The sequence below is a fragment of the Bacillus norwichensis genome (assembly GCF_014836955.1).
Classification (GTDB): Bacteria; Bacillota; Bacilli; order Bacillales; family Bacillaceae_C; genus Siminovitchia; species Siminovitchia norwichensis.
The window spans coordinates 83,523-109,904 of sequence record NZ_JACSPV010000002.1; the positions used below are offsets into that span (position 1 = coordinate 83,523).

21 protein-coding genes are annotated in these 26,382 nt (G+C 41.2%); 16 read left to right on the plus strand and 5 right to left on the minus strand.

Annotated elements, in window-relative coordinates; translation table 11 throughout:
- Positions 1-35: 35 nt before the first annotated feature.
- From hemE to hemY, 3 genes are read left to right on the plus strand one after another with little or no spacing between them, the layout of a single operon-like run.
- The gene (gene hemE, locus H9631_RS01785) at positions 36-1,082 is read left to right on the plus strand and encodes a uroporphyrinogen decarboxylase (protein ID WP_191809541.1); all 1,047 of its coding nucleotides are present in this window, start codon (positions 36-38) and stop codon (positions 1,080-1,082) included.
- A 25-nt stretch (positions 1,083-1,107) separates the two neighbouring features.
- The gene (hemH, locus tag H9631_RS01790) at positions 1,108-2,043 is read left to right on the plus strand and encodes a ferrochelatase (protein ID WP_191809542.1); all 936 of its coding nucleotides are present in this window, start codon (positions 1,108-1,110) and stop codon (positions 2,041-2,043) included.
- Between the two features lie 21 nt (positions 2,044-2,064).
- The gene (gene hemY, locus H9631_RS01795; RefSeq protein ID WP_191809543.1) at positions 2,065-3,477 is read left to right on the plus strand and encodes a protoporphyrinogen oxidase; all 1,413 of its coding nucleotides are present in this window, start codon (positions 2,065-2,067) and stop codon (positions 3,475-3,477) included.
- Positions 3,478-3,598: 121 nt separating this feature from the next.
- Here hemY and H9631_RS01800 read toward each other — a convergent pair whose 3' ends face one another.
- Both H9631_RS01800 and H9631_RS01805 read right to left on the minus strand, forming a co-directional pair.
- Positions 3,599-4,180, minus strand: coding sequence for a DUF4256 domain-containing protein (locus H9631_RS01800; RefSeq protein WP_191809544.1), 582 nt, complete (start codon positions 4,178-4,180; stop codon positions 3,599-3,601).
- 960 nt (positions 4,181-5,140) lie between these two features.
- On the minus strand, positions 5,141-5,728 hold the full coding sequence (locus H9631_RS01805; protein WP_404801702.1) for an SCO family protein: 588 nt from the start codon (positions 5,726-5,728) through the stop codon (positions 5,141-5,143).
- A 210-nt stretch (positions 5,729-5,938) separates the two neighbouring features.
- Between H9631_RS01805 and H9631_RS01810 the strand changes: the two genes are divergently transcribed.
- A complete protein-coding gene (locus tag H9631_RS01810; RefSeq protein WP_191809651.1) occupies positions 5,939-7,021 on the plus strand; it encodes a quinone-dependent dihydroorotate dehydrogenase in 1,083 nt (360 codons plus the stop codon).
- A 98-nt stretch (positions 7,022-7,119) separates the two neighbouring features.
- Here H9631_RS01810 and yhfH read toward each other — a convergent pair whose 3' ends face one another.
- On the minus strand, positions 7,120-7,248 hold the full coding sequence (yhfH, locus tag H9631_RS01815; protein ID WP_120116371.1) for a protein YhfH: 129 nt from the start codon (positions 7,246-7,248) through the stop codon (positions 7,120-7,122).
- A 162-nt stretch (positions 7,249-7,410) separates the two neighbouring features.
- On the opposite strand from yhfH, the gene H9631_RS01820 reads away from it, so the two are divergent.
- The 8 genes from H9631_RS01820 (at position 7,411) to H9631_RS01855 (ending at position 15,553) form a co-directional block, all read left to right on the plus strand.
- Complete coding sequence (locus H9631_RS01820; RefSeq protein WP_191809546.1) at positions 7,411-8,145, plus strand: MBL fold metallo-hydrolase; 735 nt, start codon at positions 7,411-7,413, stop codon at positions 8,143-8,145.
- 21 nt (positions 8,146-8,166) lie between these two features.
- Positions 8,167-9,159: a lipoate--protein ligase gene (locus H9631_RS01825; RefSeq protein ID WP_191809547.1), complete on the plus strand. Its 993-nt coding sequence runs from the start codon at positions 8,167-8,169 to the stop codon at positions 9,157-9,159.
- A 131-nt stretch (positions 9,160-9,290) separates the two neighbouring features.
- A complete protein-coding gene (locus H9631_RS01830; RefSeq protein WP_191809548.1) occupies positions 9,291-10,808 on the plus strand; it encodes a fatty acid--CoA ligase family protein in 1,518 nt (505 codons plus the stop codon).
- Between the two features lie 266 nt (positions 10,809-11,074).
- Positions 11,075-11,851, plus strand: a complete 777-nt coding sequence (locus H9631_RS01835) for an enoyl-CoA hydratase-related protein (protein WP_191809549.1) — start codon at positions 11,075-11,077, stop codon at positions 11,849-11,851.
- Positions 11,852-12,135: 284 nt separating this feature from the next.
- Complete coding sequence (locus H9631_RS01840; RefSeq protein ID WP_191809550.1) at positions 12,136-12,318, plus strand: hypothetical protein; 183 nt, start codon at positions 12,136-12,138, stop codon at positions 12,316-12,318.
- Between the two features lie 637 nt (positions 12,319-12,955).
- Entirely contained in the window at positions 12,956-13,681 is a 726-nt protein-coding gene (locus H9631_RS01845; protein WP_191809551.1) for an AzlC family ABC transporter permease, read from the plus strand.
- Positions 13,674-13,985, plus strand: a complete 312-nt coding sequence (locus tag H9631_RS01850; protein ID WP_191809552.1) for an AzlD domain-containing protein — start codon at positions 13,674-13,676, stop codon at positions 13,983-13,985. The genes H9631_RS01845 and H9631_RS01850 overlap by 8 nt, the downstream gene beginning before the upstream one ends.
- A 302-nt stretch (positions 13,986-14,287) precedes the next feature.
- Positions 14,288-15,553: a M48 family metallopeptidase gene (locus H9631_RS01855; RefSeq protein WP_191809553.1), complete on the plus strand. Its 1,266-nt coding sequence runs from the start codon at positions 14,288-14,290 to the stop codon at positions 15,551-15,553.
- 238 nt (positions 15,554-15,791) lie between these two features.
- On the opposite strand, the gene H9631_RS01860 is transcribed toward H9631_RS01855, so the two are convergent.
- The gene (locus tag H9631_RS01860; RefSeq protein ID WP_191809554.1) at positions 15,792-16,019 is read right to left on the minus strand and encodes an IDEAL domain-containing protein; all 228 of its coding nucleotides are present in this window, start codon (positions 16,017-16,019) and stop codon (positions 15,792-15,794) included.
- Positions 16,020-16,638: 619 nt separating this feature from the next.
- Here H9631_RS01860 and H9631_RS01865 point away from each other — a divergent pair.
- Complete coding sequence (locus tag H9631_RS01865) at positions 16,639-17,187, plus strand: competence protein ComK (protein ID WP_191809555.1); 549 nt, start codon at positions 16,639-16,641, stop codon at positions 17,185-17,187.
- A 270-nt stretch (positions 17,188-17,457) separates the two neighbouring features.
- Here H9631_RS01865 and H9631_RS01870 read toward each other — a convergent pair whose 3' ends face one another.
- Positions 17,458-17,820, minus strand: coding sequence for a hypothetical protein (locus H9631_RS01870; RefSeq protein ID WP_191809556.1), 363 nt, complete (start codon positions 17,818-17,820; stop codon positions 17,458-17,460).
- Positions 17,821-18,005: 185 nt separating this feature from the next.
- Between H9631_RS01870 and H9631_RS01875 the strand changes: the two genes are divergently transcribed.
- From H9631_RS01875 to addA, 3 genes are all read left to right on the plus strand, one after another.
- Positions 18,006-18,614: a TVP38/TMEM64 family protein gene (locus tag H9631_RS01875; protein ID WP_191809557.1), complete on the plus strand. Its 609-nt coding sequence runs from the start codon at positions 18,006-18,008 to the stop codon at positions 18,612-18,614.
- 473 nt (positions 18,615-19,087) lie between these two features.
- Positions 19,088-22,582 (plus strand): helicase-exonuclease AddAB subunit AddB, encoded by a 3,495-nt coding sequence (gene addB, locus H9631_RS01880; RefSeq protein WP_191809558.1) that lies wholly within the window; start codon positions 19,088-19,090, stop codon positions 22,580-22,582.
- Complete coding sequence (gene addA / locus H9631_RS01885; protein ID WP_191809559.1) at positions 22,572-26,318, plus strand: helicase-exonuclease AddAB subunit AddA; 3,747 nt, start codon at positions 22,572-22,574, stop codon at positions 26,316-26,318. The genes addB and addA overlap by 11 nt, the downstream gene beginning before the upstream one ends.
- Positions 26,319-26,382 lie beyond the last annotated feature (64 nt).

A 26,382-nucleotide genomic window follows, 5' to 3' on the forward strand; every position in this document is an offset into this window, starting at 1 on the left:
ATACGAGAAAAACCTGAAAGGTGGCTTCCTTGTTCATGGGTAAAATCACAAATGATACATTTTTAAGGGCTGCGAAAGGAGAGAAGACGGATCATGTACCAGTTTGGTATATGCGTCAGGCTGGACGTTCTCAGCCAGAATATCGGGAACTGAAAGAAAAGTACTCTCTTTTCGAAATCACGCACCGTCCGGAAATTTGCGCTTATGTAACAAGGCTTCCGGTAGAAAGCTACAATGTAGATGCGGCAATTTTATACAAAGATATCATGACCCCGCTTCCAGCGCTAGGCGTGAATGTGGAAATCGTCGGTGGGGTTGGCCCTGTCATTGATAATCCAATTCGTTCCGTAGCTGATGTTGAGAAACTCGGTGAGCTTCATCCAGAAAAAGATATTGATTATGTTTTAGAAACAATCAAGATTTTAACGGAAGAGCAATTAACGGTTCCATTGATTGGGTTTGGAGGCGCTCCGTTTACATTGGCGTCATATATGGTTGAAGGAGGGCCTTCTAAAAATTACCATAAAACGAAAGCGTTCATGTATTCAGAGCCAAAAGCGTGGTCGCTACTAATGGATAAGCTTGCAGATATGACGGTCGTCTATTTGAAAGCCCAAATTAAAGCAGGAGCCAGTGCTGTGCAATTATTTGATTCGTGGGTTGGTGCGCTGAGCCGTGCCGATTACCGAACATTTATTAAACCAGTTATGGAAAGGATATTCTCTGAACTGAAAAATGAGAATGTCCCGCTTATCATGCATGGAGTAGGAGCCAGCCACCTTGCGCTGGAATGGAATGATTTACCGCTTGATGTGGTCGGCCTTGACTGGAGACTGCCGATCGCTGATGCTCGCAAGTTAGGCGTTACAAAAGCGGTACAAGGAAACCTAGATCCTGCTGTGCTTATTTCTTCATGGGATGTCATAGAAGAAAGAGCAAAAGAAATCATTGATCAAGGGATAGAAAAACCCGGTTTTGTTTTTAATCTTGGCCATGGTGTGTTTCCAGAGGTCAAACCGGAAACACTAAAAAAACTGACTGCATTTGTTCATGAATATAGTGCAGAGAAACTAAAGCAGTAGACTTTTCCAGAAGGAGAGCAGCAAGATGCCGAAAAAGAAAATGGGATTGCTCGTTATGGCATACGGAACTCCATATAACGAAGATGATATTGAACGTTACTATACTCACATAAGGCGCGGGAGAAAGCCTTCTCCCGAAGCGTTGGAAGATTTAAGGAACAGATACGAGGCGATTGGGGGAATTTCACCGCTGGCCAAAATTACTGAAAATCAGGCCTATGGACTTGCCACCCGGTTGAATGAAGTCCAAGATGAGGTGGAATTTAAAGCATATATCGGATTAAAGCATATTGAGCCGTTTATTGAAGATGCTGTACAGAAAATGCAGGATGATGGAATTAAAGAGGCCGTATCGCTCGTTTTGGCGCCTCATTTCTCCACTTTCAGTGTAAAGTCGTATAACGGACGTGCCCAGGAAACGGCCGCTGAGTCGGGAGACCTTAAAATTACATCCATTGAAAGCTGGTACAAGGAACCTAAATTTATCGATTACTGGGTCAGGCAAGTTAAAGAAGTTTATGATAGCATGCCGAATGATGAACGGGAGGCAGCTTGTTTGATTGTATCTGCACACAGCTTGCCGGAGAAAATTCTTCAATTCCATGATCCATATCCTCAGCAGTTGCAGGAGACAGCAGACCTGATTGCAAAAGGAGCGGGCATTAAAGATTATGAGGTTGGGTGGCAAAGTGAGGGTAATACGCCTGAACCATGGCTCGGCCCTGATGTACAGGATTTGACACGCGATTTATACGATCAGAAAAAATACAAGGCTTTTGTTTATATACCAGTTGGCTTTGTTTCAACCCACTTGGAAGTGCTCTATGATAACGACCACGAGTGCAAAGCAGTGACAGATGAAGTGGGAGCATCATATTACAGGCCCGCAATGCCAGATGCGCAGCCTGAATTTATTGATGCGTTGGCGACAGTAGTTTTAAAGCAACTTGGAAAACTTTAATTAAAAGAAGGCGATTTCGGTTTGGCAGAAGACAAGAAAAAAGTTGTTGTGATCGGTGGTGGAATAACCGGTTTATCAGCAGCGTACTATCTACAAAAAACAATTCGTGAAAAGAACCTGTCTTGTGATGTCTTGCTTGTGGAAGCGAGCCATAAACTTGGAGGCAAATTTCAAACAGTATATAAAGATGGTTTTACAATTGAACGCGGCCCCGACTCTTTTCTTGAAAGGAAGAAGAGTGCGGCAGAACTTGCTACAGATGTCGGATTGAAAGATGAACTGGTGAACAATACAGCGGGACGGTCTTTTGTACTTGCCAATGAGAAGCTCCATCCAATGCCCAAGGGGGCAGTTATGGGAATTCCGACGAAAATAACGCCTTTCATTACAACTGATTTATTTTCAATTCAAGGTAAAATGAGGGCGGCAGCAGATTTTGTCATGCCTCGCTCAAAAGTTTCAGGAGACCAATCACTGGGCGGCTTTTTCCGCAGGCGTCTAGGAGATGAAGTGGTGGAAAATCTGGTAGAACCACTTCTTTCAGGCATTTATGCGGGTGATATAGACCGACTCAGTTTAATGTCTACATTTCCACAATTTTATCAGGTGGAACAGAAATACAGAAGCTTGATTATGGGGATGAAGAAGACAACGCCCGCTGGGCCGAAAAAGGAAGTCAATGCAAAAAACCAAGGGATTTTCTTGACTTTGAAAGGCGGTCTTCAGTCGCTTATCAAAGCAACAGAAGAAAATCTCGAACCTTCTTCGATATTAAAAGGAACACGTGTCGTTTCTATTGTGAATAACAATGAAAAAGGGTACAAGCTTCAACTAAATAACGGAGAGTGGCTTGAAGCGGACAGCATTATCCTTACACTGCCCCATCCTGCATTGGCAGATTTGTTCCCATATAATCCTGTCATTCAGGAGCTGAGGGAAATGCCTGCTACCTCGGTAGCAACGGTTGCAATGGCCTTTGATGCGAAAGATGTCGATGATCATTTGGATGGGACCGGTTTTGTAGTATCAAGAAACAGTGATTATACGATCACGGCGTGTACATGGACGCATAAAAAATGGCCGCATACCACACCGGAAGGAAAAGTGTTGTTGCGTTGCTATGTTGGCCGTGCAGGTGAGGAAACCGTTGTAGATTTATCAGATGAAGAGATAGAAAGAATTGTTTTGGCAGATTTGAAGCGGACAATGGATTTAACAGCGAAACCAAACTTTACGATTGTAACAAGGTGGAAGCAGGCAATGCCGCAATACACTGTTGGCCATAAAGAGCGAATTGATAAAATCAAATCTGATTTCCAAAATAATATGCCAGGGGTATTCATTGCCGGCAGCTCCTATGAAGGTTTGGGAATTCCTGATTGTATTGATCAGGGAAAAGCTGCGGTAAATGATGTGTTACGACATATATATTAAAATGGAGGAGCGGTTCTGGAAACCGTTCCTCTTATTGTTTTTCGATGATGATGCGGGTAATCTTGCTGGTTAATTCCCGGTCTTTCTTCTGTAAAAACACATTCAACCCTCGGTTTCAAATTTAGATTCTTAGTGAGCAACGGAACCCTCTGCCACCAAAGTAGGCATCCGCTCCATTATGATACAAGAAGACATGTCCGAAGCGAAAATCGCAAAAAAGCGCACCGCCAAGCTCTCTAATATCGGAAGGTGTCTGCACCCAACTCGATGTTTTCATATCAACATGCTCAAGCTTCTGCAATTCTCGATATTGTTCTTCCGTTAACAGTTCAATGCCCATAGCAGCCGCCATATCAGTAGCGTTATTTTCCGGTTTATGTTTTTTTCTCGATTCTAGCCCTTCGCGGTCGAAGCAAACACTTCTGCGCCCTTTAGGACTTTCCGCTGAACAATCATAAAAAATATATTCATCCTTCTTTTTATCATGACCGACAACATCTGGTTCACCGCCGGTTCCCTCCATTTCATTGAGTGACCAAACCTTTTCAGGATTCGCATCCAACTTTGCTTGGACTTTAGTCCATTCAAGACCTTGATGGCGATGCATATTTTTTTCAAAACGAGCTTTCAAAACATTGAACAACTCTTCGCGCTGTTCTGGTGACAATATCTTTTTATTGCTGATTTTATCACTATTTGTCATGTTCGTTTCCCCTTTATCGTTTTTATGCAGAATGGTTTAAGGATATATAAATAGCTGTGTCAATTCAGTTTATAATAATATAGGTGGTAAATCCATTCCCCTACGATTTCGTTTTTGAATGATGCAGAAAAGGCAGCGTCGTTTCAAACCATTCAGCTTTATTCGACTATCAGAAGTAGAAAAATGATTAAAGCAGTATTCTTAATATGTCATTGATTTTATCTGGATATTAGAATGTTTGTCGTCCTTTTTATTCTAGAGTGTTATGTTTACAGGCCTAAGTATACTACATCAGACAAAATAATATTTGATTTGGGAAATTTGCAGCAGTTGACTTATCTTTCGAAACTTGACATGGAACAGAATTTGATAAAAAGTAACGATTTTGCAAAAACGAAAACAGGTATTAACTTATGTACAAAAATAAAGAAAAGGAGAGCGTTAATATGGGGTATTCTGAAATTGCAGTAATATTATTCGTTTATAGTGGACTCGTGATTTTCTTTTTAATTCCTTTTCAAAAGGAAAAATTATCAACAGAATCAAATACCCTTCAGATCAATTTTTAAAGCTATTTTACTTTCAGCCTATTAGGATTTACGTTAATTAGCATTAGGTTAGGATATACTGGTGTAGAACACCATTCTCACAGTGTATCCTTCCTATATATACTATTTGCGTTGTATTTGCATATACAATGGTTCTTTTATTGCTTATAGGATATGTTAGGACATTAAAATAGGACATTAAAAATCGTAAAGCACACAAATAAGTAAAAATAGTAATTAGTTTTCAGATTGCAATCTTAATATATGAAAAATGGATATGCTATCATAGAGGCAGTTTCTAGGTTTTATGATTTGGATTTTCCATTTATAAACATAAAAAGGCATATGGTTGAGGAAGCACAAAAAAATAGGGAAGAAAGTTCCCGACGGGGCTTTCTTCCGTACTGTTTTCTTATAGAGCAGCTTTGATATCTTTAATGATCTGCTTAAATGGTACTTCTTTATCACCGGGATATTCCCCGATTATTTCTCCCTCTTTATTAAAAAGATAGAAGCTGACTCCATGGATTACCTGGTCGTCATCCCGTGGTTTTTTAACGACTGTTTTAAAATTTTTTGGTGCATAATCTTCGATTTCTTGCTGTGAATAGCCTGTAAGAAAGTGCCATCTGGAAAAATCAGCGCCAAAGGATTTGCCGTAATTTTTAAGCACCTCTGGAGTATCGATTTCTGGATCCACACTAAATGACACAAAATGGACCTCGTCAAGTCCTTTTTCTTTCACTTTTTCCTGCAGTTCACTCATATTCATTGTCATTGGGGGACAGATCGTCGTACAGTTCGTGAATACAAAATCGGAGACCCAAACCTTACCTTTTAAATCTTTGAGCCCGAAACTGTTCCCATCTTGATCTGTATAATTGAACTCTTCAATGGGACTGCCACTCTTCGGAGAAGAACAGGCGCTTAAGATGAGAATAAAAGATATGAAGATAACGGAAAAAACTTTTTTCAAAAAAAACCCTCCCGAAAAACACATATATTTTGCATTCATTATACCTAATATATGCAACACATTGGCAGTTACAGGCCAATGTTCAGAAATAATTCATTTAAAAGTAAATCTGGTGAAATTTTTGGTTGTCGGACAAAAATGAAGGATGTCCCTTATTGAGAGTCTCGGGAGATAATGGTAATATCAATCCGAGAAAAGAATTCCAAACGGTATATTAGAAAGGCGTGAGGAGTCATATACCCTCTGATAAAGAAATTTTTATTTAAGATGGATCCTGAAGAGATGCATCACCGTACGGTCTCCGCGTTGAAGCTTGCGGATAAGGCGGGTGGAAAAGCATTGTTGCGTTCAATGTATCAGATTGATGACGAAAGCTTGGCAATAGATGTTTGTGGAATACGATTTCCAAATCCGGTAGGATTGGCTGCCGGATATGATAAGAATGCCGAGGTTTATCATGCGCTGTCTGCCATGGGTTTTGGCTTTGTAGAAGTGGGGACGATTACCCCGGTTGCGCAGTCAGGAAACGAAAAGCCGCGGCTTTTCCGTCTCGTTGAAGATAGTGCGGTAATTAATCGTATGGGGTTCAATAACGATGGGGCAGAGGCTGTTAAAAGGAACCTGCAGCATTATGAAACTGCAGGCGCGCCGATTGGAATTAATATCGGCAAAAATAAGGTAACTCCCAATGAAGAAGCATCAAGCGATTATGAAAAATGCTTGGATATCCTTTATTCGTACGGACATTATTTTGTGATTAATATTAGCTCGCCTAACACTCCAAATTTGCGTGACCTACAGGAAATAGAGAGTCTCAAGCAGTTAATTTCTTCTATTCAGAGGAAAAAGGCTGAACTGGAGTCAAATGGCGCAATGAACAAGCCGATCTTTTTAAAAGTGGCTCCTGATATGACTGATGAACATATGCGTGATGTTGTCCGTACTGCCGTGGATGAAGGTCTATCCGGAATTATTGCTACAAATACAACCCTCTCAAGGGAAGGACTGGCTTCTAAAGTCCATGTTGAAGAGGCTGGTGGCCTTAGTGGCCTTCCGCTCAAAGAAAGGTCAACTGCATGGATTAAGGAAATTTATGAAGAAGTTGGAGATCAGGTACCTATTGTTGGAGTGGGCGGTATATTCAACGGAGATGATGCCTACGAGAAAATTCTTGCTGGCGCAAGTCTGATTCAGGTGTACACAGGAATGATTTATGAGGGGCCGGGAATCGTCAAGTCTATTAATACAAGATTGCTGGAATTATTGAAGAGAGATGGTTTTACAAATATTAAAGAGGCGGTTGGAGCAGGCCGTTAGAGGAAGGATGGAGCTGTCACTGAGGCAGCTTCATTTTTGTATTATAACAGATGAAGGAATAAAAAAATAACCCCCAGCGGTGGGGGAATATGTCAACTTTATTTAAAGTCTAAGCACTTATCGCATTTTGTTCCATAGCACTCGTGTTGTTCTGATACGGTTTCTCCGCATTCTGTACATTTCTTTGGAGGTAAATTTTTGAAAAACTCAACTGCGTTTTCGATCATTTTAATGTCCTCTCCCTCAAATTTGTTATACAACGGTGCTTCGTTGTTTATATTGTATTATAACAGTTGTTTTTCTGTCAACAGGAAATTTCTTTTTTTCTGCTAAAAATTTAAAAATCTAGTATAGTAAGGATTAACGAAGATTCGCAGGGAGTGATGAAGATGGAGCTGACCATTATCGGGCACTGGGGTGGATTTCCGAAAGAAGGGGAGGCAAGCTCAGGGTACTTGTTGACTCATAATGGTTTTCATTTGCTTATCGATTGCGGTAGTGCCGTCTTATCCAGGCTCCAGACAATAATAAGTGCTGAGGGGCTGGATGGAATGATTCTTTCACATTATCATCCGGACCATACGGCGGATATCGGCGTCGTCCAGCACGCTCTATATGTTGGGAAGTTCATAAACCAGTATGACAAAACCCTCCCCATCTATGGTCACATGCTGGATATGGAGGGCTTTAATCAGCTTACTTATAAAGATGTAACAGCAGGGATAGCCTATAAACCTGAAGAAATATTACATACTGGCCCATTTAAAGTATCCTTTTTGCAAACACATCATTCAGTTCCCTGTTTTGCTATGAGGATTGAGACAAATGAAAGAACTCTTGTGTATACAGGTGATACTTCATACTTTGAAGAACTGGCAGATTTTGCTGGAGAGGCTGATGTATTACTTTGTGAATCCAATTTTTATAAAGGGATGGACGGCAGTGCTGCTGGTCATATGACGAGTGAGGAAGCCGGAATGATTGCTCATCAATCGGGTGTGGACAAGCTTATTTTGACACATCTGCCCCATTTCGGAGATTTGTCGAAGCTCAGAGTTGAGGCGGCAGAACAGTATGCAGGGGAAATCCTTATGGCTTCTGCAGGGCTGAAAATCACAATTTAACGTAAAGGGGAAGAAGTTAACATGCTTTTTATTGATAATCAGGGTATTACAGATCCGCGAATCAATCTGGCTATTGAAGAATTTGCTCTTAAAAACCTTGAGATAAAGGATGATGGTTATTTACTCTTCTATATTAATAAGCCTTCAATCATCATCGGTAAAAACCAGAATACAATTGAAGAGATCAACACAGATTATGTTGAAAAAAATGGTATTCATGTCGTCAGACGGTTGTCAGGAGGCGGAGCGGTTTATCACGATTTGGGAAATTTGAATTACAGCTTCATTACGAAGGATGAAGGAGATAGCTTCATGAATTTCCGGAAGTTTACGGAACCCGTCATTCAAGCATTGGAGAAGCTTGGGATAAAGGCAGAACTGCAAGGGAGAAATGATATTCTGGTGGAAGGTCGAAAAATTTCTGGAAATGCCCAGTTTGCGACTAGAGGACGCATGTTCACTCATGGGACATTACTGTTTGATTCAGAAATTGAAAATGTAGTTTCAGCCTTGAAGGTTCGGAAGGATAAAATCGAATCAAAGGGGATCAAGTCAATCAGAAGCCGTGTTGCAAATATCTCGGAGTTTTTGGAAGAAAAAATAACCACCGAGCAGTTTAGGGACCTCCTTCTCCGTTATATTTTTGAAGGGCAAGATCCAATTCCGGAATATAAGTTGACAGAGGACGATTGGAACAAAATCAATGAAATTTCGAAAAGCCGCTATCAGAACTGGGATTGGAATTATGGAAAATCTCCCAAATTTAATTTTCAGCATTCACACCGTTTCCCTGTAGGGCAAATCGAATTTCTTTTAGATGTGAATAAAGGTCAGATTACCAACTGCAAAATTTTCGGCGACTTTTTCGGTATCGGGGATGTACACGATATTGAAGAGCGATTGATAGGAGTAAAATATGACAGATCGGAAATAGCCAAGGCACTTGAAAATGTAGATATTCAGCATTATTTCGGCAATGTTACAAAAGAGGAGATTATTGAGCTGTTATACTAAGAAGAGAGTCACAGCCCGAAAAATAAGGGTTGTGACTTTTTTGAACTTTTATTATAATTGGAAATAGTAATGCATCTGGGATTCTCAACGCCAAAAAATGAATGATTGTTCATTCAATAGGAGGAAACGTTATGAATTTACCTGATAGTTTACTAGAGGCAGCAATGAAAAATCGCGAAAAGACAGCCTATTATTTCATGGATGAGGCCACGACCTATGAACAATTGAATGAGTCTGTCAATAAGTTTGCAAGCGGGTTAGCAAAAGCGGGGATAGGACGAGGTGACCATGTTGCCCTTCTGCTGGGGAACTCCCCACATTTTATTATCAGTCTTTATGGGATTATGAGAGTGGGAGCAACAGCGATTCCGATTAACCCAACCTATACTCCGTCAGAGATTGCCTACATATTGAAAGATGGAGACGTAAAAGCAGTCATTGCCTTGGATCAGCTTGTTCCATATATCGAAAAATTGAGGATGGCTGCACCGAAAATCGAACAGTACATTATTTGTGAAACGGGAGCTCAATTAAGCGAAGGAATGGAAACGTTTTCTGGAATCCTCCGCTCGGGAGAAAGCGATTTTACTCCAGCATCTGTCGATAGCGAGGAAACAGCAGTTATTTTATACACATCCGGAACGACTGGAAAGCCTAAGGGGGCGATGCTGACCCATGGAAATCTATATTCCAACGCACGTGATATCCGGGACTACTTGACAATGGATGACGAAGATACAGTCATCACAACGCTGCCGATGTTCCATGTATTTAGTTTGACTGTAGTTTTGAATGCTCCTCTTATAAGTGGATCGGCTTTGATTATCGTACCAAAATTTAGTCCGAAGGAAATTTTCCGAGTGGCTCGAAAACATAAGGCGACTATCTTTGCAGGCGTGCCAACAATGTATAATTTCCTATATCAATATCCGGAAAGTAGTCCTGGAGATTTTTCCTCTTTGAGACTTTGTATTTCGGGTGGGGCGTCCATGCCAGTCGCTTTATTGAAAAATTTTGAAGAAAAATTCAATGTCATTGTTTCTGAAGGGTATGGATTATCGGAGGCTTCACCAGTTACCTGTTTTAACCCGCTTGACAGACCCCGAAAGCCTGGATCAATAGGCGCTTCTATATACAATGTGGAAAATAAGGTAGTGGATGAATTTGGAAATGAACTTCCTGTAGGAGAGGTGGGCGAATTGGCGGTACGTGGGCCAAACGTCATGAAAGGGTATTATAACATGCCTGAAGAAACTTCAAAGGCTATTCGTGAAGGTTGGCTGTATACGGGTGATTTGGCAAGAATGGATGAAGAAGGCTATTTTTATATAGTTGATCGCAAGAAAGACCTCGTCATCGTTGGGGGATATAACGTATACCCTAGAGAAGTGGAAGAAGTCCTATATGAACATCCTGGTGTTCTGGAGGCTGCAGTGATCGGCGTGCCCGATGCGGAACAAGGAGAAGTGGTGAAAGCTTTTATTGTGCCGAGGGAAGAACAAGTGGGAAAAACGGAGCTGAATCAATTTCTTGCTGATAGACTGGCTTCATACAAACTCCCTAAGTTCATCGAGTTTCTTGATGAACTGCCAAAAAACTCTACGGGCAAAATAATGAAAAGGGAACTGAAAAATCAAGTTCTTCAATGATCACGGATGTTTTCTTCCGTGATTTTTTCAATTGAAAAAATATAAGCTGTGACGGACTTTCATGACACAGAATATCTCGATTATGACTATCTACGAAAAAATCTGATCAAATCTTTGTAGGGGCTGAGAGACTTCCCTTTAATATTAATTAAGCCTGTCTTTGTCATTGCTGGAAAGCATCTTGGACTTTTCATATTGTATAGAAAGGTTTTTTCAAAGATATCAAGAAATATATAGAAGAGCTTAATGAAGGAAGGGGATTAACTATGGAAAATATTCAGTTGGAAGTACAGGATTTTATTGCGACTGTCACGATCAATCGTCCTGATTCTTTAAATGCTTTTAATTATGAAACATTGTGTGAATTGGGAGAAACGGCAGAAATATTAAAAACGGACAAAAATGTTCGGTTAGTGATTGTGAAAGGAGCCGGTGAAAAGGCGTTCAGCGTTGGCGCAGACCTGAAAGAAAGGAAAACGTTATCCGAACAGCAAGTACGTCGCAATGTTAATAAAATTGGAGAGGTGTTTCATGCAATAGAAAAATTACCGCAGCCAACTATTGCAGTAATGAATGGTCATGCTTTTGGGGGAGGGATGGAGCTTGCTTTGGCTTGTGATTTTAGGATAGCGGTGAAAGAAGCGATCATGGGATTGACGGAAACAAGCTTAGCCATTATTCCAGGCGCTGGAGGAACACAAAGGCTGCCGCGCTTAATTGGAGAAGCCAAGGCAATGGAATTGATCTTGACGGCACGGAGAATGAAAGCCGAAGAAGCATATACATATGGAATTGTTACCAAAGTTGCAGATCGGGAAGAACTAATCGCAAAAGTAATGGAACTTGCAGACGCTATTCTTGATAACGGGCCGATTGCTGTTCAGCAAGCGAAATACGCCATCAAAACAGGAATGAATGCGGATCTGCAGACTGGGCTGGAGATTGAAAGAAAAGCTTATGAACTGACAATTCCTACTGAGGACCGGCTGGAGGCGCTCCAGGCATTCAGCGAGAAGAGAAAGCCTGTATACCAAGGGAAATAAGCAGAAGTACCCTAACTCTTGGGCTAATTGGAAATCGGAGCGGCTAAGGAATTAGAGGCTCAAGTGCTGAGGGCATCGTCAGAATCCAGAGCGTGAACAACCTTTGTTCTATCAATCTGAGGTTAATCCAGTGAAGGTGCTTGTTACCTTCATTGGATTGATGGAACTCACCTATGTGAAATAGAGAGATGTGGTGTTACAGCTAGTGATTACGCTTATCCATCGGTGTCAGATCAAACAGAACCAGCTTGATTTTGCGGCTTTTTTGGCAAAGGGGTAGGATTATGAATAGATATCATTGTTGTGCAACATGTGTTCATTTTGTTGCGGATAGAAAAGACGGAAAAATGAGCTATTATTGCAAAAGATTGGGATATGAAACAAAGACCCATTACCAATTCAAGTGCTGGACGCCTAAAGAAAAGATTCGCAGGCTGATGAAGAAGGATGAAGGAAAGGGTACTTAATGTACAGACATCTAATATTAGACATTATGCCGAGACGACCACAACCACACTTTCAGCCGCTGTTTCTGGAGCAGGGGCTCTTTTATTTTTAGAAGCAGAATTATGGGAAAAAACAGTTCATTAATGACTCTCTTTCGTTTTAATTCTACCTTTGATTAACAAATTCTTGCGAAAAAACAGATGAGATAAATGTTGGTAGGCATGAGCTAATGGTTATTCTGACCGTTTGACCTGTCTTAAGGTACAATCAGTCTTACATAATGTAAAGGCTGATGCTACAATGAAATTAGTATTAAGTATTCCTAATGGTTTACTATATTATCTTAGTAGCTAAATACTGTAGAGAAGCTTGGATGTTGAAATGTTTAGTAGGTTTGTAAATGAAGTGAATGGAATCATGATTTGGACCTTAGTCATATTTTATGCAAATATAGAATGAGCATTTCATGAATGCTACGAGAGTGTAAAAAAAAATTTTAAAAACGAAGCCATAGGACTTCAAAATTAGAAAAGCAAAGCTAGCTAATTAAAATTTTTGGTTTTTAGGAACCTTCTGCTCAAACAACTCGAAGGGTGTGAAGCAGTGAAGGGTTCAAAATAAGTAGATTATTCGATTGATTTTTGGGGGTAAGGAGAATTGGAAGCTTCAGTACGGAAAGTAAAGACATCACAATTTCGCCTCGGTCTTCAGGATGGCGTCAGCATAGCCATTGGATATGCTCCGATAGCCCTAACCTATGGACTTTTGGCAAAAACAGCAGATCTTACACTAGTAGAGACTGTCTTGATGAGCCTTATTGTGTTTGCAGGGGCTTCTCAGTATATGGCACTTAGTATGTTTGCGCTTGGAACAGGATCACTTGAAGTGATCATGACGACTTTCATTGTGAATATCCGGCATTTTCTCATGTCCGCCTCATTAAACGAGAAGGTAGAAAAGGAAGTTCCATGGAAAAAAGCCGTTTATGCCTTTGGAATTACAGATGAAACTTTTTCTGTTGCCGCTACGAAAGCAGGGACAGTTTCAACTGGTTATTTATTTGGTATCATATCTTTGGCATATAGCAGTTGGGTTGTTTTTTCAGGCATTGGTTATGGCATAGGGGCCAGTTTGCCGAAGGTGCTTCAAGACAGCATGACCATAGCGCTTTACGCCATGTTTATTGGATTGCTAGTTCCTTCCATGAGAAAAAGTGTAAAGGTTGTCTACTTAGCCCTTTTAGCTGCTGTTTTTAATAGCGTCTTCGTTTTTTGGAATGTGATGGGAAAAGGCTGGGCGATCGTTGTGGCAACTCTTCTGTCCTCAATTTTGGTCGAAGCGATTGAAACCATCAAAAAGAAGGGAGAGCCAGCCGATGAATAGTTCGTTGATCATTTTGACAATTATTGGTATGGCGGTTGTTACATATATTCCAAGAATGTTGCCATTCGTCATGTTCAGAGGGAAGGAGCTGCCTCCTTTTTTGCAGGGAGTATTGCAAAATGTTCCGTTCGCTACGCTTGGCGCATTAATATTTCCAGCTGTTCTCCTTATTAACGAAGGAAATATTCTTTTTGGGCTTGTAGGAGCCGCGGCCGCTTTTATTATTGCATTTTTTGGGGCCAACGTAATCATCGTTGTGATTGGTTCTATTGTAGTATTAAGTATTTATTCACTTTTTAATTAACTTCATTCAGCAGAAACCTCTGGTTTCTGTAAGTGGTAAGACGAATGCATATATTGATATTCCATTCAGTGGGAGTTCAAGCTCCGGCTGAATAATTTTAAAGCCTCCAGCGGATGTCTCAGATTTTGGAGCTCGATAAAATCTGGGATCAAATACCGCCAAGGCGCATTTGATCATTGGCGGAGCTTTTTTAAAGCTTTCGCTTATTTTTTTCTTTTGAGGAGACAATAGGACTATATTGGTTCTGTTCTGCCGGCTATCTATGCTACATATAATAATGAATGGACAAGGAGGGGAGACCATTGGTTAGAAAATGGGCATTGCGGGCAGTGATCGCTTATTTTTTGTTTGGAATAGCCATGTATGCGTACCTGTTTTTTTTGACGGACACTTCGATTCCGCACATGTATAAAGGGACGAGCATAGATCCAGCGACTTTTTTAAACAGTAGAGAGCTTATGCTGAGCGAAGAATATTCAAAAATTCGGAACCTGATGTTTTTTCTTGCGGAACCCTATCAATGGCTGTTTTATTACCTAATTCTACTGTTTGGCATATCTGCGATGTTTGAACGATGGGCAGGGAAGACGACGAAATGGTTCCCGCTCCAGACAATCATTTACCTGTTTTGGTTATCGTTGGCCTCATTTGTTGCAACCTTTCCGTTTGCTTATACATCCTATCTTTTTTCTAAGACCTATAATATCTCCACACAGTATTTCTCTTCTTGGATGAAGGATCAATTTTTGGACTTCTGGATCAGTTATGCAACGATGTGTGTAGTCATTCTTGTGATTTATTCGATGATGAGAAAATTCAAAAAGAAGTGGTGGCTGGCCGTCTGGGTACTATCCATCCCATTTTCAATCTTCATGATGTTTATTCGTCCGGTCGTGATTGACCCGCTTTACAATGACTTTTATCCTCTGAAAAATAAACAGCTTGAAACGAAGATTCTTTCTCTTGCGGATGAAGCGGATATTCCGGCTGAACATGTATATGAAGTGGATATGTCTAAAAAGACTAACGCATTGAATGCCTATGTGACAGGCGTTGGCTCCAATTCCAGGATTGTTCTCTGGGATACGACTTTGGAAAGGCTTGATGACGAAGAGGTTTTGTTCATAATGGCACATGAGATGGGCCATTATGTGGAGAAGCACATTTATAAAGGCATTGCGGGTTATATAATGCTTTCTTTTGTTGGTTTATGGCTGACAGCGAAGCTGATGGAGCTATGGGTTCAGAAGAGGGGAGCAGTCTGGAAAGTAAATAATATAATGAATATTAGTTCCCTGCCAGTATTTCTGCTTATTACATCTATTTTACTTTTTGCCGTGAGCCCTCTGACCAATTGGGTATCGCGCTATCAGGAAATGCGTGCAGACCAGTATGCACTAGAAACGACAGAAGACCGTGATGCCGCTGTACGGACATTTCAGGATTTGACAAGAGCTGGGCTAAGTGAGGTCAATCCACCATATTTAGTAAAAATTTTCCGATATGGACACCCGACGATGCTGGAACGAATCAAAATGGCAGATGAATTTGAAAGTGAGAGCGATTAGTCAACAAGGATGGCCGCGGTTTATGAACCTCGCGGCCATCCTTGTTTTTAGCGAACTGAAAATATTTAACGCTGGAAACGGCTCCGGCGTTCGTTCTTTTTACCTCGTGTTAGTCCCGCAACGGATGAAGAACTGCTTTTATCAGGAATTGTGGTAACAAGCAATTCCGGTCAGTCTGTGATAAAGAAGTATTTGAACCTCAGATCAAAAAAATCCCCCTTTTCAGGGGGATGCAGTTTTATTTACCTATGTGGTTGATGAGCTCTTTTGAAAGCTTCGTGAAAGCTTTCTTGTCTCTTTGATCCAGCGCAAGATCAATTTCCGCACGCAGTTGTTCCTCTCTCCGCTTTTGCAAAAGATCGTTTAGGAAAATTTCTGTGTACCATTGCAGCGCTTTAGCTTCTTTTTGATTTTGGGTCATCGTGTACTCTTTCAACAGTTCCTGATAAGTTTTCTTCCTCTCCATCGATGATCACCTCGGAACCTTTTTTTAATTATACACAGATTTAGGCAAAAACACAAGGTAGGAATTTAAATTTTCAGATGTTTTTTTATATTGGCATCTATTAAGACTAAAGGCCTAAATTGTTTTTGTGAGTTAAGAAAGTGTAAAATGAGATGAATATTTTGTGCGTATTAAGATTAATATGTCTAGCTGCACACAGGATGTGCTAGTGGGGGCGAATCGACAGACGTCCTAAGTGCTAAGGGCGCTACAAGGACGAGCGCTTTAAGTCGGCCAAGCGCCATGGGCGCAAGGATCAAGTCGGAATAATGTGCTCCTGCGGCACAGCATATTCAAGAATGCATATGTTCCCCTCATAGCAAGCTTTTCTACGAGGGGAAGCTTTTCGCGATGTGATTGAAATTTGCTGTGGTGGTTGAGAAACTCCCTTATCAAAATTCGTCTCGTGCCTGGCGTGCCTTCGTTTTTCTTATGAAAAAATGTTTGATGCATGCATGAGGAATAAAGTATGAGTGATTAAACAGTGTGTTTCGATTTTTTAGAATTTTGATGACACTTTTGGAAATCTATGTTATTATTATAGGCATATTGGATGAATGCTGGAGAAAGGGGAAGTAAAATGGCAGAAAAAGAAGTATTATCAAATTATGAAATGAATCCTCATATGATGATGATTCGTCCGGGAGATGATGATTTCTCAGAAGTCATTGAAACAGGCGCCCGCTATGTGATTTCTTGTAAAACCTTTGAGATTGTAAAAAGAAGCTGTGAGTATTTTGGAAGTTCATATTCAGGCAGGAGGGCTGGAACAAAGCAGTTAATTGGCATCACTCATAAGGCACCCATTATTGTAGACCCCTACACTTCCATCTACTTATTTCCAACCGCATCGCCGACAAGTCCTCAATGTGCGTGGATTTCCCATGATTTTATTGCTTCATATGATAAGAATGGTCCATATTCAACAATTATCACGTTTCAAAATGGCGAAAGCTATGAACTTCCGATTTCTTTCTACTCCTTAGAAAATCAAATTTCACGAACAGCTATGCTTCGAATTAAATTCACACAAAATATGAAGAGAATGGATCGTTTCAATAAAAACCCGTCTCATTTATTACATAATCGGGCATCTGAACCTAATGGAGCCTATTGGATCAACGAGTAGGGCTTCTAATAAGCTTTAGAATGAATCAGTCGAAGAAAAACTGTTTTCTTTGGCTGATTTTGCATTTTAAGCAGTAGCTTCGCCAATCGTTCCGGTTTTAACTGCAAGGTTTAAGAAGGGAATCTTTCTTCACGTACTAGTGCAGGCGAAGCGGCAGTCTAAGCTCAGTCGATGTACTACTGGTGCCACTGAAGCCACAGGATGTGGTGTTTTGAGGCGGCCGAGCACTGTCAGAGAAAGAATTGAGAAACTACCTATGTGGTTTGCCGTCTAAGAAGGAGAGCTGGTGCTTAAATAAAGGCACATTAATTCTTCAACCTTGTTTCGCAGTCGGGGATTGAAGTAATTACAGTGTTCTTCATAACCTTTGTACAAGAACAAGTACATCGTAAAAGCTTCATCTGACTTCATTCGTTCCACTCGAATATTATTTTTGTGCAAATATCGTTTCACTTCAGCCAATTCTTTTTGCACATTGCGGATGGTGTTTTCAATCCAATGTTGATAAGGTTTTTTCAATTTGATCAAGCTTTTTTCAACGGCGGATAAATCACGTTGTAAAACTGTTAGCAGCATCGGTAAATAAATCGCTTGTTCAATGATATTCCGCTCGTTTTCAGGAATTTTTGTCATTGGGCAGCCCTCCTAAAAAAAGAACATTTGTTCTGTTTTATTTTACTAAGGGGTGAAAAAAATAGCAAGTTGAAAATTTTTCCGTTTGGAAGGTGCCGAATAGAACAAGCAGGCCCGGCTATGCTATAATTTATAAGAAATCAAGTTGCCGGGCCCATTTACCTGCTGGGAATAGAGGAATGTTCATGGATTTGTTCTCATTCGAAGACTGGATGACGATAGACAATGTAATCGAACTGATTGAAAAATACCGATCAATTGGTCCACTTCCAGGGATCTTGTTGCCTTTTTTAGAGGCTTTTCTGCCTTTTTTGCCGCTTTTCCTGTTTGTGATGGCCAATGCTAATGCCTTCGGTCTGGGGTGGGGTTTTCTTTTCTCCTGGATTGGAGCTTCATGGGGAGCCTACGTTGTGTTCCTCCTGATTAGAAGATTTGGCAAAGCCAGGATATTTGGCCCCCTCCGCAGAAATACCAAAGTGCAGAGCTTGATGGCATGGGTGGAAAAACGCGGATTCGGTCCTCTGTTTCTGTTACTTTGCTTCCCGTTTACTCCATCAGCAGTCGTGAATATTGTGGCGGGGCTTTCAGGCATCGGCATTTATCAGTACATGCTGGCAGTATTGACCGGGAAAGCAGTTATGATCTTTATCATGAGCTTCATAGGCCATGATGTCATTTCATTGATTAGACAGCCGGTCAGGACTGGTATTGCACTCGGAGCTATTGTCATTTTGTGGTACATTGGTAAGCGGATTGAAGTGAAGCTGAAACAAAAGCAATATGATCGAGGATAATTTACATATTGTCAAAATGATAAAGGAAAAGCTGCTGAAAGTTATAGCGGCTTTTTTCTTTTAGAAGAGTAAGTAAAATTAAATGAAATAATTTGTTCAAATGAAGCCTTTATAAGTTTAGGTACGACGGATAGGACGTCCTAGTGCCGCCGAAGCGACAGGTATAGTGGTCAGGCTCCACGGTGCAAGAAGTCACGCGGAAGCTTATTCTTACTCTGGTGAATTGTTCCTGTGGCATAGTTTTATTCAAGGAAGCTTTTCAAAATGTAATTGAAATAAGCAGATTAATTGTGGTGGCTGAGGAACTGTCTCATTAAAATTCGTTTGGGGCTGTGTGTGTTTTGCTTTTCTCGCTGAAAGCATGTCTATGAATAGAATGTATGTTCGTTTTGTGGATTCCGTATGATATAATGTGGTTACTAACATAGAAGAACAATTGAGATGATCTTGACAACAAAAGAGGGGATGAAAGCATGTCACTACGCTTCGTCATCGGCCGTACAGGAACGGGAAAAACAACCCTATTCCAAAAGGAAATTAGAGAAAAACTGACAGAGCAACCAGATGGCTCTCCGATCTTGTACATAGTTCCGGAGCAAATGACTTTTATAACAGAATATGAATTGGTGCAATCGAAGGGGCTTACGGGAATGATCCGTGGACAGGTTTATAGCTTTCCGCGCCTCGCTTGGCGTATTTTTCAGGAGACAGGCGGAGCCAGTCGAACCCACGTGACCAGTACCGGATTAAATATGCTCATAAAAAAAATAATTGAAGAACATAAAGCTGAGTTGAAGCTATTCAAACAGGCATCTGATAAAACAGGATTTATACAGCAGGTTGAACAGATATTCACTGAGTTCAAACATTACTGTGTCGATCCAGAAGACCTTGCTCAGAAAAGGGGAGAAGTAGGTTTTTTCCAATCTCAGAAAGCACTTGCGGACAAGATGCATGATCTTGAATTGATCTACAGGCATTATGAAGATGCTTTAGCGGGGAAATATCTGGATTCCAATGATTCCTTGCGCTTGCTGGCGGAGTCGATTGAGAAATCCTGTTACTTACAGAATGCAGAAGTATATATTGATGGTTTTACCAGCTTTACACCTCAAGAATATATGGTGATTGAAAAATTAATGAAAACCTGTAGCCGTGTTTCTGTTTCCCTTATGCTTGATCGTCCATTTAAAAATGAAATTCCTGATGAACTTCATTTATTCAAGATGACGGGGGAAACATACGAAAGCTTATATGAACTGGCAATTCAGGAAGGAATTACAGTCGAAGAGGACGTAGTTCTCGGAAAAACCTTTAAATTTAAGCATACCAGCTTGAAGTTTCTGGAATCTCGGTTTGAAAGCAGGCCGTCGGGAGAGTATGAGGACACGCCAGCATTAAGACTGATGCAATCTGTCAATAAGCGTGCAGAAATTGAAGGGGTTGCAAGGGAAATACGTCGCCTCGTCATGGAGGAGGATTACAGGTATAAGGATATCGCAGTTTTATTGCGAAATGGGAACCAGTATCATGGGGAAATAGAAACTGTTTTTTATGATTACGACATTCCTTACTTCATTGATCAAAAACGTTCAATGCTTAACCATCCGCTTGTTGAACTGATTCGATCCGTTTTGGAAGTGATCAACAGCAATTGGAGATATGAGCATGTGTTCCGTGCGGTAAAAACCGATCTGTTCTTGCCGTTGGAAACTAATGTGAATGATTTAAGGGAGCAGATGGATAGGCTGGAAAACTATGTTCTAGCCTATGGGATCAAGGGGGCGGATTGGACGAAAAAGGACAGGTGGATATACCGCCGTTTCCGCGGATTGGAATTAGATGGGGTTGCACAGACAGATGAAGAAAGGAAGCTCGAAAAGGAGCTTGCTGTATCAAGGGATATTGTCACTCTGCCCATCCTTAGGCTTACAAGGCGTCTAAAAAAAGCAGAAACAGGGCGGGAGCTGTGCGAAGCCATCTATTTTTTTTTGGAAGAACTTGATATTCCTCGAAAGCTGGAGATTCTCAGTCAGGAAGCTGAAGAGAAAGGCAAGCTTATTGAATCAAGGGAGCATGATCAGGCTTGGAATGATGTAATAGAACTGCTCGACCAATTTGTTGAGATATTAGGGGATACAAAGATGACACTGGAAGAGCTTATCCCAGTGATGAATGCGGGATTGGAAGAGATGAAGTTTTCATTGATCCCTCCAGCCATTGATCAGGTCTTTATAGCAAACCTTGAACAGTCGCGTCTTTCTCGTGTAAAGGTTTCATTCATCGTCGGATTAAATGACGGCGTCCTTCCCGCTAAGTTTAGCGAAGAGGGAGTCCTTTCGGATGAGGACCGGACGGCGTTGATGGATTCGGGCATGAATATCGCTCCTGACAGCAGAAGAAGGCTTCTCAATGAAGAGTTCGTCGCCTACAGGGCATTTACTTCAGCAGAGGAACTGTTGCTGCTGTCTTGGCCTTTAGCAGATAACGAGGGAAAAGCACTGCAGCCATCACCCTACCTTGATAGAATAAAAGGAATGTTTCCTCAGGTAGTAGAAATAACGGCCGTAAACGATCCAGCAGAATTAAGTGGTGATCATCAATTTGAGTATATTTCTCATCCGGATTCGGCGATAGCATATTTGACGGGACAATTGAACCTAAAGAAAAGAAACTATCCCATTGCACCATTTTGGTGGGATGTCTATAACTTTTATATGGCAGACTCACTTTGGAAAAGCAAGGCTGAAAGGATCTTATCCAGCTTATTCTTTAAAAATGGAACGAAAAAACTCTCGGAAAATACAAGCAAGGAGCTGTATGGGGACAATATTACGGCAAGTGTATCGCGTATGGAGCTTTTTAACAGCTGTCCTTTCTCTCATTTCGCATTGCACGGATTAAAACTCCGAGATCGTGATATTTTCAAACTTGAAGCACCACATATTGGAGATTTATTTCATGCTGCCTTGAAGTGGATTGCAGATGAAGTGAACAAAAACGCCTTGAAGTGGTCAGACTTGACGAAAAAACAATGTGAACAACTGGCCAAGGAAGCGGTGGCCTATTTGGCTCCAAAGCTTCAAAATCAAATTCTGTTAAGCTCCAACCGTTTTTACTATATTAAAAGAAAGCTTGAACAAGTGATTGGCAGGGCCTCATATGTAATGAGCGGACATGCGAAAGAAAGCGGGTTTATCCCTGTTGGATTAGAGCTGGCCTTTGGGCCGAAGCAGCCACTTCCGCCGTTGTCTTTCACATTGAAAAATGGGATGAAGATGGAGTTGCAAGGGCGGATTGACCGTGTTGATAAAGCTGAGAACGATCATGGGGTTTACTTGCGGGTGATTGATTATAAATCCAGTGCAAGGGAGCTAGATCTAAGTGAAGTCTATTATGGGCTTTCACTGCAAATGCTTACGTATTTGGATATTATCATCACTTACTCCAAGCAATTGATTGGAGTAGAAGCATTTCCAGCAGGAGTCTTTTACTTCCATCTACATAATCCGATGATTCAAACTGAGAAAATCATGACTTTATCTGAAATAGAGGAAGAAATATTCAAGAAGTTCAGGATGAAGGGAATGGTCCTTGAAGATGCGGATTTAGTTCGTCTGATGGATTTCTCTTTGGAGTCAGGTGAATCCAATATTATCTCAGCAGGGATAAAGAAAGACGGTACGCTAAGTGCCAGATCGAAATCCGCAACGAAAGAAGAGCTTGGGCTTTTGAGGCGTCATGTACGCTCTCTCTATCAACAGTCAGGGGATGGAATTATATCGGGGAAATTGGATATAGACCCTTATCGAATGAAGGATAAAACGCCGTGTAAATTTTGTCTGTATAAACCAGTTTGTCAGTTTGATCCGGCTTTGCCGGAAAATGAGTTTCGGCTAATACAACCGGAAAAGCGTGATGTTGTCATTAAACGTATTCGGGAAGAAGGTGAAGAGCTTGAAAACTGATATTCCAGTAAAACCTGAATATGCCAAATGGACGGATGATCAGTGGAAAGCCATTTATGCAAAAGACCAGGACATATTGGTAGCTGCTGCAGCTGGTTCCGGAAAAACCGCCGTGCTTGTCGAGCGAATTATTCAAAAAGTTATTGCTGAGACAGATCCGCTTGATGTTGATCAGCTGCTCGTTGTTACTTTTACGAATGCTGCTGCGGCAGAAATGAGAGCGAGAATAGGGGAAGCGCTGACGGAGGCAATCAACGAACGGCCGGAATCCGCTCATTTAAGGAAACAGTTGGGCTTGTTAAACAGAGCGTCTATTTCAACACTTCATTCCTTTTGTCTTGATGCAGTGAGAAAGCATTATTACATGATGGATATCGACCCTCACTTTAGGATAGCCGATGATAATGAAATCAGCCTTCTTCGAGACGAAGTGCTGGATAATTTATTTGAAGAAGAATATGGAAAAAATAACAATGACCAATTTTTTAAGCTGGTAGACACTTTTACAGGAGATCGGAGCGATGGAGAGCTTCAGGAGCTTGTTCTGAGATTATATGATTTCTCCAGGTCTCACCCGCATCCGGACCGTTGGTTAGATGCCCTTGTCAATATGTATAATATCCAGGAAGATGCTAGCATTGAAGATCTTCCATTCACACAGATTGTATTGTCCGATATTAAGCTGCAGCTCACAGGTGCGAAGCAAATGCTTGAAGAAGCTTATGAAATCTCTAAAATGCCGGGCGGGCCAGCTCCAAGAGCAGCCAATTATCTGGATGACTTGGACATAGTAAATCGAATGATACAAGCAACAACAGAAAGCTGGGAAATTCTTTACACTGAGATGAATAATTGGAAGTTTACGAGGGCAAAAAGCTGTCGCGGAGACGAGTATGATCGTGAACTTTTGGAAGATGCCGACGCACTTAGAAAAAAGGCCAAAGTTATTTTAGAAAAGATTGTCAAGGATGTCTTTTCAAGAGAAGCGGAAGGATTTTTGCGTGATATGCGCCAAATGCACCCGATTTATCAGACATTGGTCCAGCTTGTAAAGTTATTTTCCATTCGTTTTACTCTTGAGAAAAAAGAAAAGGGCATCGTAGATTTTGCGGATCTTGAGCATTTTGCCCTCCACATATTTGTAGATGGAGAGAGTACTGAGAATGAAATCAAGCCTTCTGAAATTGCTTTGGAGTACCGGAATAAGTTTAGGGAAGTGCTAGTGGATGAATATCAGGATGTAAACATGGTTCAGGAGACGATTCTTCAGCTTATTTCGGCTGACGGTGAATATGACGGGAATTTATTTATGGTTGGCGATGTAAAACAGTCAATTTATCGATTTCGTCTTGCTGAACCAAATTTATTCTTGGCGAAATATACGAGGTTTGCTTCAGACGGAGTTCATAACGGTCTGCGGATCGATTTGTCTAGGAATTTTCGGAGCAGGGCAGAAGTATTGGACGGTACGAACTTTTTATTTAAACAGATTATGGGAGAAAGTGTTGGAGAGATTGATTACAACAAAGATGCTGAGCTTGTTCTTGGAGCTGGCTATCCTTCGGATGAAGTTTATCCGATAGAGGTTGCACTTATTGATCAATCAGAGGAGTTTGATTTAGAAAACAAACTTCCAGAAGATGGATTCAATGAGGAGGAAATTGAGCAATCTCGCTTGGAAGCCAGGTTCTTGGCAAAGAAAATCAGGGAAGTCATTGATGAAGAGAAGCCTGTTTATGATCCGAAAACAGGACTGCACCGATCAGCTCAGTATAAGGACATTGTCATCTTGTTGAGATCTCTTACCTGGGCACAAGATATTATGGATGAGTTGAAATATGAAGGGATCCCAGTGTATGCCAATCTTTCATCCGGTTATTTTGAAGCGACAGAAGTAACGGTGATGATGTCCCTTCTGAAAGTTGTCGACAATCCGGACCAGGATATCCCTCTGGCAGCGGTTCTCCGCTCTCCGATCGTTGGCCTTGACGAAGAGGCCTTAGCTCAGATTAGAGTGAGTTATAGAAAGGGAAGCTTTTATGAGGCTGTAAAAAATTTCGTTAAAACGCCTGGAGATGCATCTCTTGAAAGAATCAGGGAAGAGCTGGCTCCATTTATCGGACAATTGAATGAATGGAGAAACATGGCGAGAAGCGGGATGCTGTCCAGCTTAATCTGGCAGTTATATCGTGATACAGGTTTTTATGAATTTGTAGGTGGACTCCCAGGTGGAAAGCAGAGGCAGGCCAATTTAAGAGCATTGTATGATAGAGCCTCTCAGTATGAGGAGACGTCCTTCAGAGGGCTGTTCCGTTTTCTGCGCTTTATTGAGAGAATGCAGGACAGCGGCAAAGATTTAGGGGCTGCCCGTGCACTGGGAGAACAGGAGGATGTTGTTCGACTGATGACAATCCATTCCAGTAAAGGGTTGGAATTTCCGATTGTTTTTGCCGCAGGATTAGGGCGAAAGTTTAACACACAGGACATCAACAGCTCCTATTTGTTTGATAAGGATTTTGGCTTTGCCAGCAAATACATCGATTCTGATAAGAGAATCTCTTATTCATCTTTGCCGCAGCTAGCATTGAAAAGAAAAAAGAGAATGGAACTCACAGCAGAGGAGATGAGGGTTCTCTATGTGGCTCTTACGCGCGCAAAGGAAAAGCTGTATCTCGTTGGAGTTGTAAAAAATGTGGAAAAAGAGATCAAGAAATGGTCCAAAGGAAGCCTTAACGGAGACTGGCTCCTGAAGGATTTTGATCGGGCATCAGCTTCAACATTTATGGACTGGATCGGACCTGCGATAATCAGGCACGAAGATTGCCAGATTGCTGACACCATAGATTTATTTGGAGAAGTCAGACATCACACATCCCGGTGGCGTGTAGAGATTGTACAGCCATCCGTACTGCAGCCAACAGCAGAGGAGGAAGAAAAGGAAGCTGACGACTGGCTTGAGGCTGTGAAGGAAGGGTTGCCAGTAAGTATCCAATCCCCTTTGAAAGAGAAGGTATTTTCAAGGCTTGATTGGAGCTATCCACATTTGATTGCTTCAAAGAGAATGTCGAAACAAACAGTTTCAGAACTTAAAAGGATGGCTGAAATAAAAGATGAGGCCAGTGCAGTCACCCTAATGGGCGGGGGCGGCCGCAAGTCTTCTCTGATTTTTAACAAGCCAAAATTTCTTGAAAAGCAATCCATTTCGCCAGCTGAACGTGGGACAGTCATGCATGCGGTCATGCAGCATATTCCACTTAATGAAGCTCCGTCACTCATGTCTGTTGAACATCTGTTAGATGATTTAATTCAAAAAGAAATCCTCACACTTGAACAGGCAGATGCAGTTTCAGGTGAGCAAATCGTCCAGTTTTTCCAAAGTAATTTGGGCAGGAGAATTCTGCAATCACCCAAAACTGAACGGGAAGTTCCTTTCACAATGGGAATTGAGGCAAAAGAAATCTATCCTGATTGGGATGGGGAAGACGAATCTGTTATCATCCAGGGAATGATCGACTGTATTGTGTTGGAAGAGGATGGTGCCATATTGGTCGATTACAAAACAGATGCTATCACCGACCGATTTCCGGGAGGTTTCGACCAAGCCCAAAAGGTTCTAGAAAAGAGATATCAGATGCAAGTTCATCTATATGGACAGGCCATAGAACAAATTTGGAAGAAGAAAGTGAAAGAAAAATATCTATACTTCTTTGATGGTGGCCACATTCTAAAATTATAACGAAAGAGTGCCGAAGGGGGACGTTATCCTTTGGCACTCTTCTTTTCTTTGTAAAAAGGTTTTT